The organism is Sinorhizobium sp. NFACC03 (assembly GCF_900103435.1).
Classification (GTDB): Bacteria; Pseudomonadota; Alphaproteobacteria; order Rhizobiales; family Rhizobiaceae; genus Ensifer.
The window spans coordinates 63,416-77,710 of sequence record NZ_FMXF01000010.1 but is presented as its reverse complement, the minus strand read 5'-3'; the positions used below and the strand labels follow the sequence as shown (position 1 = coordinate 77,710).

Here is a 14,295-nt window from a genome sequence, read left to right as displayed (position 1 = left end):
CATATAGGAGATGCGGCGGCGATGCGCAAATGGCGCGGGCGATTTTGGCGGGCGCGGGCGGATCGCCTCAGCGGTCTGCGATAACCCTCCTTTCATCAAAATCGGAGAGAGTGCGCGGCAGATCCTAGGGGTGTGCAGGTGAAGACGATTTCCATCAACGGCCGGTTCCTGACCCAGCCGCTTACCGGCGTGCAGCGCTTTGCCCGTGAGATGACCCGAGCGCTGGATGCGCGCATCGCTTCCGGGCAGGTGCCGCATGCGCTGAAGGACGCGCGCTGGCGGCTGCTTACTCCGGGCAAGGCTGTCGACGATCTCGGGCTCAAGGCGATTTCGGTCGAGCCGTTCGGCTCCGGACCGGGCCATGTCTGGGAGCAGGGCGCGCTCTATTGGCGCGCGCGCCGCGATACGCTGATCGGCTTCGGCGGCAGCGGCCCGGTGCTGCACGGCGACCAGGTGGTGGTGATCCACGACGTCACCCTGTTTCGCCATCCGGCCTCGTTCGGGCGCGGCTACCGGCTGTTTCATGGGGCGCTCGGTTTCATCCTTGCAAGGCGGGCAAAGCTCGGCACCGTCTCGAACTTTTCGCGCCAGGAGCTTGCCGATGTCTTCCGCGTGCCGGCTGCTGGCATCGACGTCATCTACAACGCGACGGATCACTTCGCGCGACTTCAGCCGGACGAGGGCGTCATCCAGCGGCTCGGGCTTGCCGATACGCCCTTCTTCCTGCTGGTCGGCACGCTGAAGCCCAACAAGAATGTCGAGTTTGCGGTGCGCGCCTTCGAGGCACTTGGTGCCGGCGACCACAAGCTCGTGGTCGTGGGTGGCACCGACCCGACCGTGTTCCGCGATATCGCGCCCACGTCGAAGGGCAACCTGATCTTTCCGGGCCGCCTGACCGATGACGAGATCGCCGGGCTGCAGCGGCGCGCTGTCGCCTTCGTCTTTCCCAGCCTCTATGAAGGTTTCGGCATCCCGCCGCTGGAAGCGATGACGCAGGGGTGCCCGGTGCTCGCCGCCGATATTCCGCCGGTTCGCGAGGCCTGCGGCGATGCCGTTTGCTACTTCGATCCGTTGAAGACGGAGGCTTTGGTCGACGCGATGCGGACGATCTCCGCCGACGAGGCCGTTCGCCGAGATTTGCGGCGTTCCGGCTTTGACAATGCGAAGCGCTTTTCCTGGGACGGGAGTGCGGTCGTGCTGCTCAACATGCTGGCGGCGCAGCACATCTGATCCATTCTGCGCGATTTTGGAGCGTCAAAGGTCGAGAACCCGCATCGGGTCCAGTCGACCCCGGACAAAATCACCAAATGCAATCAGATTGCCCTTGAGCCGACCGCGTCGATCGACGAGGCCTTGCGGTTTGAGGCTGCCGAGGATGTTGGCGGCGAAGTTGCCGCCCATGAGGCGAAGTGCCCATTTCAGTCCGACCGTGCCCTTGTTGCGCAGATAGAGCGGATTTGCGACCTGCGAGTAACCGAAGCGCAGGCCCGAGGTGCGGCCGCGCTTGTTGCCGAGGTGGACGCCGCGCAGCGCCGGCGATTTCACGATGCGCCCGTGCGCGGCCAGACGCCGGCAGAAATCGACATCCTCCTGCCAGCCATAGAGCGGCAGCCGCTCGTCGAAACGGGTGCGTTCGGCGGCAATCGCCGATACGCGGAAGGCCATGTTGCAGCCATAGGCGTTGAAGGCCGGCTGTGTGACATCGTGCGGCTGAGCGCCGGGATCCGTCTCGAGGATCGCCTTGGCATCGGCAATCGATATGCCCGGGCCATGAATGCCGTCGGCCAGAACCAGGCCGGTTGCCACGACGAGATCAGCCTCGCGATCGAACAGCCTTTCAGCCTCGGTAAGAAAATCGCTGCGCGGCAGGAAATCGTCGTCGAAAAAGACGATCAGATCGGCGGTTGTCGCCTGGTCGAGGATGGCGTTGCGCTGTGCGCTGGAACCCTTGTTGCCCGCGACGATACGGGCCTTCAAGGGAAGCGAGCCGATTCTGGCTTCGTCGACGTCCTCCGGCGTGCTTGGGCAGATGACGACGGCGTCCGGTAGTCGCGTCTGCCGCGTCAGATGCAGCAGGGTTTCGGAGAGGACCTCGCGGCGGCCTGCGGTCGCTATGCCGACGACGATGTTCATGGGGCGCTCTCCGCTCTTTCGGCGCGATCTAACCGGAAATTCGTGCAGTTTTTCTTAGCGTCTAGGCCGTGCTGGGTCTCGGCGACCGCATCATCAGCCGCAACTGGTTGAGCGAGAGCAGGCAGAACAGACCACCGACAACAATACCGGTACCGATCGTAACGTAGCTGGTTTCACCGGAGAGGGAGAAGGCCAGCACGGCCGCGCCAAGTCCGGCGGCGGCGAAGAGCACGGGCGGCCAGGAGAAATCGAAGGCGAGCGAGGACATCAGGCGAAGGCCGATGAGGGCGGCGAGGATCGCGCCGATGGCGCTGCCCCAGGCTAACGCCGCATCGTTCGCCCCAGCCAAGGCCAGGACTGCCAATGCTCCAAGGCTTAGAAGCACGCAGTCGGCTACGGCGAGCAGCAGGATCAACGCAAGGCGTTGCCTCAGGTGCAGCGGCGTCGGCAGCATGATCTGCGTCAGCGTGCGAACGAGCGAGAGGACGATGATGGCAGGCGCGGTTGCGAGGAAACCTTGCTGCAGGTCCGGGCTGATGACGAGCCAGGTGGCCGGGAGAAGTGCAGCGAAGATACCGGCGGCCATCATCAGCGCAAAGCTCGTCAGCAGCGCGTAGTATTGCCCGAGTTGGCGGGGAAGAGCGGCGCGATCGCCGGTCCGGTCATGCGCGGCAACGATCTCCGGATATTGGATCGCCTGAAGGGCCGAAACGATGAGCACGAACGGGCGTTGCAGCAGGTCGAGCGCAAGCAGGGCGCCGGCAGCACCCGTCGCGCCGAGCGCCGAGGTGAAGATCGCCTTCAGTGCCAAGGGCGCGAACATGGCGGCAGTGGCGGCCCCGGCCGACACGCTGCCATAGATGAGATGCTTGCGGATACGGACATTGTCGAGCGCGGCGGCTGGGCGCGTGTCGGCGCGGCGGGAAAGAAGGAATGCAAGCAGGCCATAGGCAATGTAACCGGCGAGCAGGCCCGTGACGGTCGACAGGAAGCTTGGCGAGATGAGTGCGCCGAGGAGCGTACCCGCGGCGAGAATGGTGGCGCGGGAGCCCTGCAGCACCGAGAAGGCGCGGAAATCCTGGCGAAAACGCTGCATGGTCAGATGCAGATCGCTGCCGCCTTGTGCGATCGAGACCAGGCCGCCGACAAGCGCCACGACCGGCGGCACGCCGAAGATCAAGGACACGCCCGCCGCGATCAGGCACAGCATGGCGCAGGCGAGGGCTTCGGTCAGGATCGCCCGCCGCTCCGCCGCTTCACTGTCCGCATCCGCCCCAGGGTAGAAACGCATGCAGGCGAAACGCACCCATTCGAAGGCGGCGATCGCAGCGAACTGGCAGATGGAGATGAACAGTGAATAGCTGGCATAGTCGGCCGGCGCCAGCCAGTGGGCGACGACGATCAGCAGGCCAAAGGCGATGACCGCCTGGTAGAAATAGGCGCCGAGCGCAATGATCTTCGCCATGGTTTTTCTGCCCTACGCCCGCGGGGAACTGCGCATCTGATAGCGCAAAAGCGCAAAGAAAGTGTTTGCCTCCCCGCTTCAGGTCAGATCGTCGGGATCGAAATCCCTGACATCTTCAAGGAGTTCGATAAACCCTCGGACGGCATGGGCGATCAAAATCTCACCCCGTGCCGCCGTGGCAACCGAGGCATTGCCGGCGACACCTTCGCCATTCAGGTCGTGCATCTTCCAGCCGAAGGCGTGGGGACCGTAAGCGCGCAGATGCTTGAAGCGTTCAGAAAATTCGCCTTGGCGGGAGGTGAAATTTTCGGCCTTGGCCATGTCGACCCTGTCCGGATGGAGCGCCAGCATCACCGATGTCTCGATGTCGCCGCCGTGGATGTCCAAGGCTTTATCCTCCGGCTTGATCCAGCCGTCCGGTTGGCCGAAGCGGGTCCAACTCGTCGCGACGGCCAGCATGTTGAAGCGTATGCGCGCTTCGGTCGCGACGACCGTCATCAACGGCGAGTTGCCGCCATGGGCGTTCAGCATCACGAATTTGCGGACGCCGAGGTGATGGAGATCGCCGGCAATGCCGAGCCAGCGCTCGACCGCCTCGCCATAGGCAAGGGTTCGGCTGCCGGCGACATCCATGTGCTCGATGGAGTAACCGACCGGCTCGGCCGGCAGGAAGGCTACCGGCAGGCCGGCGGGCATGGCGGCGATCGTGCGGGAGACGATGCCCTCGGCGATCAGCGTGTCGGTTTCGAAGGGCAGATGCGGACCGTGCTGTTCATGGGCGCCGAGCGGCAGCACGGCGATCCAGTCACGGCGAGCGTCGGCCGGAAGGTCGGTCCGATTGTCCTGCCATCGCGGCTCAGGCATCGACATTTCTCTTCGATCCTCCACGTCAATTGTCGTAAAATTGTTATTTGAGTCATACAGTTCGTAATCGCAAGCTGTATTGTTATAAGTGTTCGACTCGGGGATTCGGCAGGAGGTCCAATGGGCAAGAAGAACAAGGCCGAAAAGAAAGGCAAGAACGGCAAGAAGAAGGACGAGTTCCTGAATGAGCCGCACGATCTTGCCGCTATCCTTGTCCAGGCAGCGCGTTCCATGCGCACCGTACTCTCCCGCAATCTTCTTGAAAGTGGTCTTTACGCCGGGCAAGACGGCGTAATGCTGGCGCTCGCCGAAGCCGACGGCATGACCGCGGGTGGGCTTGCCGCCAGGCTTGGGGTCAAGGCGCCGACCATGACCCGCACGATCGGGCGGATGGAAGCGCAGGGCTTCCTCGAGCGCCGTCCCGACGAGGACGATGCGCGGCTCACCAAGGTCTATCTTACTGAGCCCGGCCGCAACCGGCTGCAGATCATCGCCGAGGCGGGGCAGCATTCGGAAAAGCTCGCGACACGCGGCCTGACCGACAAGCAGGTGCGCACGCTGATGAAACTGCTGCGCGCCGTCGACAGTAATCTCCAGGCCGCACGGGCCGCCGACTGAGCCTTGTTCGCCGCATATTGCCGTGGCGATTTAAACAGTTTAAAAGGGATTTAAATTTATGGCACGCGTACGTCCGATGGGATGTACGAAAAGTGCCGTGAGGCATGCTGCAAGAACCTCACTCGGATTGGATTGTGGGGCTGCGGCCGGGGGCGGAACAAGGCTACAGGGGGCATCGTGGCGCAAAAGGTTAAGCTTTCGACGATCGCGGAAACACTCGGTCTTTCGACGGCAACGGTATCCCTGGCTCTACGCGACAGTCCTTTGGTGGCGACCGTCACCCGCGATAAGATCAAGGAGCAGGCCCGCGCGCTCGGCTATATCTACAACCGCCGCGCCGCCAGTCTCAGAACATCCCGCTCCGGCATCATCGGCGTCGTCGTGCACGACATCATGAACCCGTTCTACGGGGAAATCCTCAAAGCCATCGAAGCGGAGCTCGACCGCGACAAGCAGACCTTCATTCTCTCCAACCACTACGATTCGGTTGACAAGCAGCGCGATTTCATCGAGACGCTGCTGCAGCTCGGCGGTGATGGCGTGATCATGTCGCCTGCGATCGGTACGCCGTTGGAGGACATCCAGCTTGCCGAGGACAACGGCATGCCGGCGATCCTGATCGCCCGTTCGATCGAGGGCGTGGACGTGCCGATCTTCCGCGGCGACGACGCCTACGGCATCTCGCTTGCCACCAACCACCTTATCGGCCTTGGCCATCGCTGCATCGCCATGGTCGGCGGTACCGACCAGACGTCGACCGGGCGCGACCGCTATCAGGGCTATGTCAACGCGCTGCGCAAGGCCAATATCGAGGTCGATCCGGAGCTGCGCATCCCCGGTCCCCGCACGAAGCAGGGTGGCTTCGAGGCGGCGGTGCATCTGCTCTCCCTGCCGCAGAAGCCGACGGCAGTCGTCTGCTGGAACGACCTGGTGGCGATCGGCATGATGAACGGCATCGCCCGCGCCGGTCTGGTGCCCGGCGTCGATATCTCTGTCACCGGCTACGACGACCTCGAAGAGGCGTCGATCGCCACGCCGGCATTGACCACCGTCTGGAATGGCCAGGCCGATGTCGGCCGCAGTGCTGCCCGCGCGCTCCTCGACAAGCTTTCCGGCAGCCACGAACCCGACGGTATCCATCTGATCAAGCCGGAAATGCGCATCCGCCAATCAACGGGCCCGTTGCGCGTCATCGCCTGAGATCTCCCTCCCGACAGGAGCTGCCCATGTCTGTGAACCGCACGCGCGTTCTCGTGCCCGGAAAGATCAATCAACGGGTCATCGATCGACTGGTCGGGCAATTCGAAGTCGTCAGGATCGAGAGTGCCGATCCAGCATTGGTGACGCCGGATATGCAGGACGTGAAAGCGGTTGCAGTAGCCGGCCGGCTGCCCGGTGCCCTGATGGATGTCCTGCCGCAGCTCGAGATCATCGCCAATTTCGGCGTCGGCTATGACGGCGTCGAGGTCGCACATGCTGCCGCCAAGGGCATTGCCGTCAGCAATACACCGGATGTTCTGACCGAAGAGGTGGCCGACACGGCGGTTGGTCTTCTGCTGAATACACTCCGGCAATTGCCTCAGGCAGAACAATGGCTGCGCCAGGGACGCTGGAGCCGCGAGGGCGCGTTTTCTCTGTCGCCGCTGTCCCTGCGCGGCCGAAGCGTCGGTCTTTACGGCCTCGGTCGCATCGGGCTTTCGATCGCCAGGCGGCTGGAAGCCTTCGGGGTGTTGATCGCCTATCACACGCGCAGCCCGCGCGAGGGCCTGCCCTATGCCTACCATCCGACGCTCGTCGGCCTCGCGGCGGCGGTCGATACGCTCATTGTCATCGTGCCCGGCACCGAGGCGACGCGGCATACGGTGAATGCGGAGGTTCTCGTGGCGCTCGGCGGAAACGGCGTGCTGATCAATGTCGGGCGTGGTTCGACGGTCGATGAGGCGGCGCTGATCGCGGCGCTTCAGAAGGGCGTGATCGCCGGCGCCGGGCTCGATGTTTTCGAAAACGAGCCGCAGGTGCCGGACGCGCTGATGGCTTTGCCGAACGTGTCGCTCCTGCCGCATGTGGCCTCGGCCTCGGTGGTCACACGCAACGCCATGGCCGATCTCGTCGTCGACAATATCGCAGCCTGGTTTGCGACCGGAAGGGCTTTGACGCCGGTGCCGGAAACGCCGTTCAGCCGACGCGCGATTTGACACCCGGCGTCGTTGCCTCAGGCGGCGATGCGGAAGCCGTGATGTCAGGCGGCCAAACGGCCGGCGGCGTAAGTCCGCACCGCGTCGCCGAAGGCCCTAAACAGGCTGGCGGAGGGGGTGTCGGTGCGCACCCAGTATTCCGGATGCCATTGTACGCCGACGGCAAAGGCCTTGGCGCCGATCACCGAAACCGCTTCGATCGTGCCGTCGTCAGCCACCGCTTCGACAGCCAGGCGCGGAGCAGCGGCGCCGATCGCCTGTCGGTGCAACGAGTTGACGCGGATGCGGCCGGCGCCAAGCACGGGCGCGAGGCAGCTCCCTTCCTTGACGATGACGTCCTGGCGGATGCCATAGGCAACGTCGAGTTCCTTCACGTCAGGCTTGCGGTGATCCCAGATCCCCGGCTGATCCTGGATTTCGCTCGCCAGCGTGCCGCCGAGTGCGACGTTCAGTTCCTGGATGCCACGGCAGATGGCAAACAACGGCACACCGCGCTCGATCGCGCGCCGGATCAGGGGCAGGCTGGTCGCATCGCGGCCGGGATCGAAAGGTCCGTCACTGTCCTTGGCCTCGCGGCCATAGAGCGAGGGATGAACATTGGAGCGGGCGCCGCTTGCAAGCACGCCGTCGACGCGGTCGAGGATTTCGTCAATGTCGTTGCCGGTTTCGAGCGCCGGGATGAGGAAGGGCATAACGCCGGCGCCTTCGACGGCGGCGCGCACATATTGATGGGCAACGACATGCCAGACATTGCCGTCGAATTCGCGGAAATCGCAGGGGATGGCAACGACAGGTTTCGACATCATCAGGCTCCGTAATACGCTTAAGAAAAGCCTTGCCTTCAGATGCTGATGAAAGTCAACTGAGAACGTAGTGAGCGTGATCACCGCGCTGATCCAAGGCGGATCGGTAGCGAACACGAACTAAAAACGGCAGGAAATCGCAGGTAATTCTTTAAGATCGAGTAACCATCGCGCACGCAAATTCTGGATCGTCCGCCAGCATCGCTGAATTGTCGAAGTTGCAGTCGGGCCTTTTGTGTCGTGGATACCTATGTTTGGTTGCAGAAACCGAGTACTGTTCAGCGCGGTTCGCACTATTGAGTTGAACTCTTGGGTCTTGCCGGCACGGCCCTGTGGTTATTCTGGGATTCGGTACTTTTTTCGGGGCGTTAGACGAAATCATTCGTTAAGTCATCACCCCTAACAATCCGGTAAACCGGAGCTTGGTTCATGATGCGACTTGGACAGAGCGCTCTTCCGACTGACGTGTATCTGTCATCCGTGAGCTCGCTCTACGAACATCGCAAGACGTTGCTGATCGGCATGTTGTCGCATGTCGTGACGTTTCTGCTCGTCTATCTCAAGACCAGTGATCCGCTTTATCTCGCCTGCTCCGGCGTGATCTTCGTGCTCTGGGCGCTGCGCAATGTCGATATGGCGCGGTTCGACCGGCAGGATTTCTCCAATGCCGACCGGGCGATGGTCCGCAAATGGGAGAACCGCTATATCGTCGGCGGTGTCAGCGTCACGCTCACCTGCGGCATCGCTTGCGGTTATGCCATTGCCGTCAGTCAGGATTCCTTTTCAGAGCTTGCGACCATATCGGTGACGCTGGCCTCGATGATCTCGCTCGTTGGGCGCAACTACGGCTCGGAGCGGGCCGTGCTTCTCCTGTCCTCGTCCGCATGCCTGCCGATCGTGATCGGCCTGATGACGCTGCAGGACGTGTTCATGCTGGCGCTTGCCTTCCTCATCCTGCCGTTCATCCTTTCCACCTGGATGATGGCCAACAATGTGCGCGCCTTTCTCTATGAGAATGTTTTGGCGGCGCGCGAGATCGCGACGATTGCCGGCCAGTTCGACGCGGCGCTCAACAATATGACGCATGGCTTGTTCATGCTGGATGGCGACGGCCGCGTGGTGGTGGCCAATGAGCGTGCCAGCGAGTTGCTGGCGCTTGGCGACAGGACCGAACTCAAGGATTGGCTGCTCGATGACGTGATCCGGCGCGGCGCGCGGCGCATGCGGCTCGATGCCGAAAAGACCAAGGCGATCTCGCGCCAGCTCGATCTTCTGCTCAAGGGCAAGCGCCCGCAGGTATTGATCCCGGTCAGCGAGGAACTGCACCTCGAGTTTTCCGCCAGCCGCCGCGACAATGGCGATATCGTGCTGATCTTCGAGGACGTGACGGCACGCGTACAGGCGGACAAGCAGATTCTGCACATGGTGCGCTTCGACAAGCTGACCGAGCTGCCGAGCCGCGACTACTTCGGAGAGCTGGTTGTGGCCGCCGCATGCGGCGACGAGAAGGAGGACCGGCTCGTCGGCCTGATGGTCCTCGACGTCACCGAGTTCAAGCATGTCAACGACATGCGCGGCCACATCGTCGGCGACAAGCTGCTGCAGGCGATCGCCGGCCGGTTGAAGGCGCTCGCCGGTGATGATGCGATCGCGGCGCGGCTGATGGGCGACGAGTTTGTCGTGTTCTTTCCGAACAGGGCTGACGTGGCCGATCTGGAAGAGCGGATGCGGGGGCTGCACACGGAACTGCGCGGCACCTATGTTGCCAGCGGCTTCACCTTCAACATGACCATGAGCGCGGGCTTCGTCATCGCGCCGAACGTGGATCTGAAACTCGAAGACCTGCAGATCAAGGCGGATCTCGCGCTTTCGGAAACCAAGCTGCGCAACCGCGGTGGCTGCACTGCGTTCGAAGTCGAGATGGACGCCCGCTATGTCGACCGCCAGAAGCTGAAGGCGGATTTGCGCGAGGCGATCAATGCGCTCAGCCTGACGCTTTCCTACCAGCCGATGTTCGCGCCGAGCGGCGGCCGGGTCGAATGCTGCGAAGCGTTGGCCCGCTGGACGCATCCGGAGCGCGGGCCGGTGCCGCCGAACGTGTTCATTCAGCTCGCCGAGGAACTGGGGCTGGTCACGGAGATCACGCGTTTCGTGCTCGACCATGCATGCCGGGATTGCATGGACTGGCCGAGCGATGTGTCCGTCTCCGTCAACCTCTCGGTGCTCGATCTACGCAGCAGCGAAATCGTCACGATGGTCACGGATGCGCTTCAGGCAACCGGCCTCGATGCTTCGCGGCTGCATCTGGAGGTCACCGAAAGCTGCCTGATGGACGAGCCGCTCAAGGTGCAGGCGATCCTGCGCGAGCTGCGGGGTCTCGGCATCACCATTGCCATCGACGATTTCGGCACCGGATACTCCAGTCTCAGTTATCTCGATGCCCTGCCGGTCGACATCATCAAGATCGATCGGTCCTTCGTGCGCAACATCCGTGAGGATTCGCGCCGCTTCAAGCTCCTGCGCGGGACGGCAAATCTTGCCCGCGCCCTCGGCCTGCGCATCGTCGTCGAAGGCGTCGAGACGACGGATCAGTTGCAGCTCATCACCGAGCATAATTGTGCCGATTTAATACAGGGCTTCGTCTTCGCCGCCCCCATGCCCGCTTCTGCTATTGCAACGCTTTGCAAGAACGGTGTGCCAAAACGAGGCGCTAAACCCAGCAGCAAGCGCATCGCCTGACGCTGCGACCCCAAGTTCCGTTCCGTTTTGATGCTGCGCATTCGGCAGCAAGTCCTTGATTAGTTGGGGCAAATGCATCTCGATTTGGTGCGTTTTGCTCCAAATCAACCGAATTAATTTACGAATTTTTAGGGTTAACAAAAAGTTAACAGTGAACTGTTCCGTTTTGCGGTTGCCGCCCCATTTTCCGTCAATAGGTTAACGATTTGTTAACCATGAGGTCTGGAATATGGGTGAGACGGTTCACCAGGCGGAGCCTGGGCGTTTTTCTGAAAAGCTGATGCAATTGCTCGATCGTGTCGAATATCGGCGGGTCGAAACCGGCGAGGACATGGAGGACATCGCGCGGCTGCGTTACAAGTCCTACAAGTCCGTCAATCTGATGGAATTGACGGGCTCCACGCTGATCGACGATCTCGACTTCGACAGCCACGCCTATGTCTTCGGCATCTATCTCGACGAGAGCCTCGTCAGCACCGTGCGCGTACATCACGTAACGCCGGAGCATCGCACCAGCACATCGGGCCTGATCTTCGGCTCCGAGATCGACGCGTTCCTCGATGCCGGCATGGTGCTCGTCGATCCGGGCCGATTGGCGGTCGATCCTGACGTCATCGGTGACGATATGCGGGCGCTTCCCTACCTGACGCTCCGCCCGGTCGCCATGGCCTGCGAATACTTTTCCGCCGACCGTTGCCTGACGGCCTGCCGGCCGCGCCATACCGCCTTCTACAAGCGCATTTTCGCCTCCGAGACTGTGGTCGCCAAGCGCGAGAACCTGGGGGTCTACAATGCCGATGGCGCCCTGCTCGTGGCGCAGGTGAGGGGGCAGCGGCCCTCGATCCTCGACCGCTACCCGATTTTCGATTCGGAGCCTTTCGAACGCCGCATGATGTTTGCCGATCGCAGCGAGGTGCCGTTCGCGCCGCTGACGATCCTGCCGACCGCGCGCATGGCGCAAACCGGTTATGGACGCTCTTATCGAACCTCCGTCTTCCGCTAGCAGTCTTCGATGTCGACATCGGATGGTGAGGCGCGCCCGTGCGCGCCACCCTTGCCGCCGGCCGCGACATATCGCCCCATCAGGTACTGCTAAAGGACGGGTTTTCGTTGCACCCGGCCTAAGCATTGTGTAAGGGCAGCTATAAGGGTTTTCGCGACTTTTCGCGGGAGCCATGCTTCGATTAGGAGCGGCGGCGATCAAGGGTCGCGCCGTGGCATTCAGGGAGAATTTGAACGATGGCTGAGCATCATTCTGGACCGGTCGATGTGGGCGCTTCGATGGATTATCCGGAGCACGAGAAGACCTATCTCATGTTCCTGAGCGCATCGAAGTACGGCACGCTGTTTTGCGTGGCCCTGTTGATTGCCATGGCTGCCGCATTCTTCACGACGATGGGCTTCTTCTCCTCGCTCGTGCTCTTCATTCTGCTCAACGTCGCAGGTTTCTTCTTCCTGCGCTAATCAGCGTCATCGGACCGATTGCCGAGGGGCTTGACGTTTCCTCGGCAACCGGGCGCGAGCCCGGACGAAGGTGCATGCCGTCGACTGGAGGCGTCGACGCTGCGCAGCACTTCAAAATGCTACAGCGACCTTTGTGCAGCCAATAGGGTGTGCAGTGCTGTAGAGCCTAGAGATCTCCACGCCCGGGCATTCACTGCAATGGGACGTGTTTCCTCACTGCGTGAGGGGGGAGTGGAATGCAGACCCGCGATGCCGAGCACGGTTCGGCGTCGATCGGCGTCGGACCGCCTGCGGTTCGAACACCTTGGGTGTCTGTTTCCAGAATATATGTGCCTGGCACCCCAGTGCCTGGCATATGGGGGCGTGCAGGCTCGATTGGCCGCACGCTTTGCAGTCGGAGAGAATGCCCGCATTCCGGCCTTGGCTCGATGCGGCCAAGGAGGGGGATTTGTGAGCGAGATTGTCTTTGTCGCCAAGGAAACGGACCCAAACGAGGGTCGCGTTGCCGCATCACCGGACACCGTGAAGAAACTGAAAAGCCTCGGCTTCGACGTCGTCATCGAGGCGGACGCCGGGTTTTTGTCGCGCATTCCGGACGCTGAGTTCGAAAAGGTCGGGGCCCGGATCGGGACGATCGCCGACGCCAAGACGGCCGATGTCGTGCTGAAAGTGCGCCGGCCGACGACCGCCGAAATTGGCGGCTACAAGTCGGGCGCTATCGTGCTCGCCATCATGGATCCCTATGGCAACGAGGCGGCGATCGCCGAGATGGCCAAGGCCGGGCTTACCGCCTTTGCGATGGAACTGATGCCGCGCATCACCCGTGCGCAGTCGATGGACGTGCTGTCGAGCCAAGCGAACCTCGCCGGTTACCAGGCCGTGATCGACGCGGCTTGCGAATATGATCGGGCGTTGCCGATGATGATGACGGCGGCCGGTACGGTTCCTGCCGCCAAGGTCTTCGTCATGGGCGCGGGCGTTGCCGGCCTGCAGGCAATCGCGACGGCCCGCCGTCTCGGTGCCGTGGTCTCGGCGACGGACGTGCGTCCGGCAGCCAAGGAACAGGTCGCCTCGCTCGGCGCCAAGTTCATCGCCGTCGAGGACGAGGAATTCAAGGCGGCTGAAACGGCTGGCGGCTACGCCAAGGAGATGTCTAAGGAGTATCAGGCCAAGCAGGCCGCACTCGTTGCCGAGCATATCGCCAAGCAGGATATCGTCATCACCACTGCACTCATCCCCGGCCGCCCGGCGCCGCGGCTTGTCACCCGTGACATGCTGAAAAGCATGAAACCCGGCTCGATCGCGGTCGATCTTGCGGTCGAACGCGGCGGCAACGTCGAGGGTGCTGAGCCCGGCAAGGTCGCCGAGGTCGAAGGCGTCAAGGTCATCGGCCATCTCAACGTGCCGGGCCGCATCGCGGCCTCCGCGTCCGGTCTCTACGCCAAGAACCTCGTCACCTTCCTGGAAACGATGGTGTCCAAGGAAACCAAGGCGCTCGCGCTCAACATGGAGGACGAGCTCGTCAAGGCGACGGCGCTCACCCATGGCGGTGAGGTCGTGCATCCGAACTTCGGCGCCAGCAAGGGGGACAAGTGATGGCGAATGAACTTCTCGACAAGGCGCTCGCCGATCTCGACCGGGCGGTGGAAGCGGTCCGCACCGCTGCAGAATACGTGCCGGACGCGGCTGGTGCTGTCGCCCATGGCGCGACCGGCGGCGCGATCGATCCTTTCGTCTTCCGCCTGGCGATCTTCGTGCTGGCGATCTTCGTCGGCTATTACGTCGTCTGGTCGGTGACGCCGGCGCTGCACACGCCGCTGATGGCGGTCACCAACGCGATTTCCTCGGTCATCGTCGTCGGTGCTCTGCTTGCCGTCGGCATCTCCGCCTCTGGGCTTGCCACCGGCTTCGGTTTTGTGGCGCTGGTGCTTGCCGCCGTCAACATCTTCGGCGGCTTCCTCGTCACCCAGCGCATGCTCGCCATGTACAAGAAAAAAGACAAGTGAGGCCGGCC

At 62.4% G+C, this 14,295-nt stretch carries 13 protein-coding genes; 9 read left to right on the top strand and 4 right to left on the bottom strand.

Annotated features, from left to right (window positions below; translation table 11 throughout):
* Positions 1-138: 138 nt before the first annotated feature.
* Complete coding sequence (locus tag BLU35_RS14865; RefSeq protein WP_058325324.1) at positions 139-1,230, top strand: glycosyltransferase family 4 protein; 1,092 nt, start codon at positions 139-141, stop codon at positions 1,228-1,230.
* A 24-nt stretch (positions 1,231-1,254) separates the two neighbouring features.
* Here the strand turns inward: BLU35_RS14865 and BLU35_RS14860 are convergent, their stop codons facing one another.
* The 3 genes from BLU35_RS14860 to BLU35_RS14850 all read right to left on the bottom strand — a co-directional run bounded on the left by BLU35_RS14860 (position 1,255) and on the right by BLU35_RS14850 (position 4,468).
* A complete protein-coding gene (locus BLU35_RS14860) occupies positions 1,255-2,133 on the bottom strand; it encodes a glycosyltransferase family 2 protein (protein WP_057254578.1) in 879 nt (292 codons plus the stop codon).
* A 61-nt stretch (positions 2,134-2,194) separates the two neighbouring features.
* The gene (locus BLU35_RS14855) at positions 2,195-3,598 is read right to left on the bottom strand and encodes a polysaccharide biosynthesis protein (RefSeq protein WP_093233548.1); all 1,404 of its coding nucleotides are present in this window, start codon (positions 3,596-3,598) and stop codon (positions 2,195-2,197) included.
* A gap of 78 nt (positions 3,599-3,676) precedes the next feature.
* Complete coding sequence (locus BLU35_RS14850) at positions 3,677-4,468, bottom strand: creatininase family protein (protein WP_058325256.1); 792 nt, start codon at positions 4,466-4,468, stop codon at positions 3,677-3,679.
* 114 nt (positions 4,469-4,582) lie between these two features.
* On the opposite strand from BLU35_RS14850, the gene BLU35_RS14845 reads away from it, so the two are divergent.
* From BLU35_RS14845 to BLU35_RS14835, 3 genes are all read left to right on the top strand, one after another.
* Positions 4,583-5,080 carry a MarR family winged helix-turn-helix transcriptional regulator gene (locus tag BLU35_RS14845; protein WP_057254581.1) on the top strand — a complete coding sequence of 166 codons (498 nt, stop codon included), beginning with the start codon at positions 4,583-4,585 and terminating at the stop codon, positions 5,078-5,080.
* Between the two features lie 177 nt (positions 5,081-5,257).
* Positions 5,258-6,280 carry a LacI family DNA-binding transcriptional regulator gene (locus tag BLU35_RS14840; protein WP_057254582.1) on the top strand — a complete coding sequence of 341 codons (1,023 nt, stop codon included), beginning with the start codon at positions 5,258-5,260 and terminating at the stop codon, positions 6,278-6,280.
* A 32-nt stretch (positions 6,281-6,312) separates the two neighbouring features.
* Positions 6,313-7,275, top strand: coding sequence for a 2-hydroxyacid dehydrogenase (locus tag BLU35_RS14835; protein ID WP_093233610.1), 963 nt, complete (start codon positions 6,313-6,315; stop codon positions 7,273-7,275).
* Between the two features lie 44 nt (positions 7,276-7,319).
* Here BLU35_RS14835 and BLU35_RS14830 read toward each other — a convergent pair whose 3' ends face one another.
* A complete protein-coding gene (locus BLU35_RS14830; RefSeq protein WP_057254824.1) occupies positions 7,320-8,078 on the bottom strand; it encodes a gamma-glutamyl-gamma-aminobutyrate hydrolase family protein in 759 nt (252 codons plus the stop codon).
* A 429-nt stretch (positions 8,079-8,507) separates the two neighbouring features.
* On the opposite strand from BLU35_RS14830, the gene BLU35_RS14825 reads away from it, so the two are divergent.
* The 5 genes from BLU35_RS14825 (at position 8,508) to BLU35_RS14805 (ending at position 14,287) form a co-directional block, all read left to right on the top strand.
* Entirely contained in the window at positions 8,508-10,817 is a 2,310-nt protein-coding gene (locus BLU35_RS14825) for a putative bifunctional diguanylate cyclase/phosphodiesterase (protein ID WP_093233547.1), read from the top strand.
* A gap of 229 nt (positions 10,818-11,046) precedes the next feature.
* Positions 11,047-11,820, top strand: a complete 774-nt coding sequence (locus BLU35_RS14820; RefSeq protein WP_093233546.1) for an N-acyl amino acid synthase FeeM domain-containing protein — start codon at positions 11,047-11,049, stop codon at positions 11,818-11,820.
* Positions 11,821-12,056: 236 nt separating this feature from the next.
* Complete coding sequence (locus BLU35_RS14815; RefSeq protein WP_057254585.1) at positions 12,057-12,281, top strand: aa3-type cytochrome c oxidase subunit IV; 225 nt, start codon at positions 12,057-12,059, stop codon at positions 12,279-12,281.
* Positions 12,282-12,731: 450 nt separating this feature from the next.
* Positions 12,732-13,877 (top strand): Re/Si-specific NAD(P)(+) transhydrogenase subunit alpha, encoded by a 1,146-nt coding sequence (locus BLU35_RS14810; RefSeq protein WP_058325253.1) that lies wholly within the window; start codon positions 12,732-12,734, stop codon positions 13,875-13,877.
* The gene (locus tag BLU35_RS14805) at positions 13,877-14,287 is read left to right on the top strand and encodes an NAD(P) transhydrogenase subunit alpha part 2 (RefSeq protein ID WP_057254587.1); all 411 of its coding nucleotides are present in this window, start codon (positions 13,877-13,879) and stop codon (positions 14,285-14,287) included. Before BLU35_RS14810 ends, BLU35_RS14805 begins: the two co-directional genes overlap by 1 nt.
* Positions 14,288-14,295 lie beyond the last annotated feature (8 nt).

Coding starts and splice junctions, on each gene's coding strand:
- BLU35_RS14860 (WP_057254578.1), bottom strand. CDS start 2,133: ATGAACATCGTCGTCGGCATAGCGACCGCAGGCCGCCGCGAGGTCCTC.
- BLU35_RS14855 (WP_093233548.1), bottom strand. CDS start 3,598: ATGGCGAAGATCATTGCGCTCGGCGCCTATTTCTACCAGGCGGTCATC.
- BLU35_RS14850 (WP_058325256.1), bottom strand. CDS start 4,468: ATGTCGATGCCTGAGCCGCGATGGCAGGACAATCGGACCGACCTTCCG.
- BLU35_RS14845 (WP_057254581.1), top strand. CDS start 4,583: ATGGGCAAGAAGAACAAGGCCGAAAAGAAAGGCAAGAACGGCAAGAAG.
- BLU35_RS14830 (WP_057254824.1), bottom strand. CDS start 8,078: ATGTCGAAACCTGTCGTTGCCATCCCCTGCGATTTCCGCGAATTCGAC.
- BLU35_RS14825 (WP_093233547.1), top strand. CDS start 8,508: ATGATGCGACTTGGACAGAGCGCTCTTCCGACTGACGTGTATCTGTCA.
- BLU35_RS14820 (WP_093233546.1), top strand. CDS start 11,047: ATGGGTGAGACGGTTCACCAGGCGGAGCCTGGGCGTTTTTCTGAAAAG.
- BLU35_RS14815 (WP_057254585.1), top strand. CDS start 12,057: ATGGCTGAGCATCATTCTGGACCGGTCGATGTGGGCGCTTCGATGGAT.
- BLU35_RS14805 (WP_057254587.1), top strand. CDS start 13,877: ATGGCGAATGAACTTCTCGACAAGGCGCTCGCCGATCTCGACCGGGCG.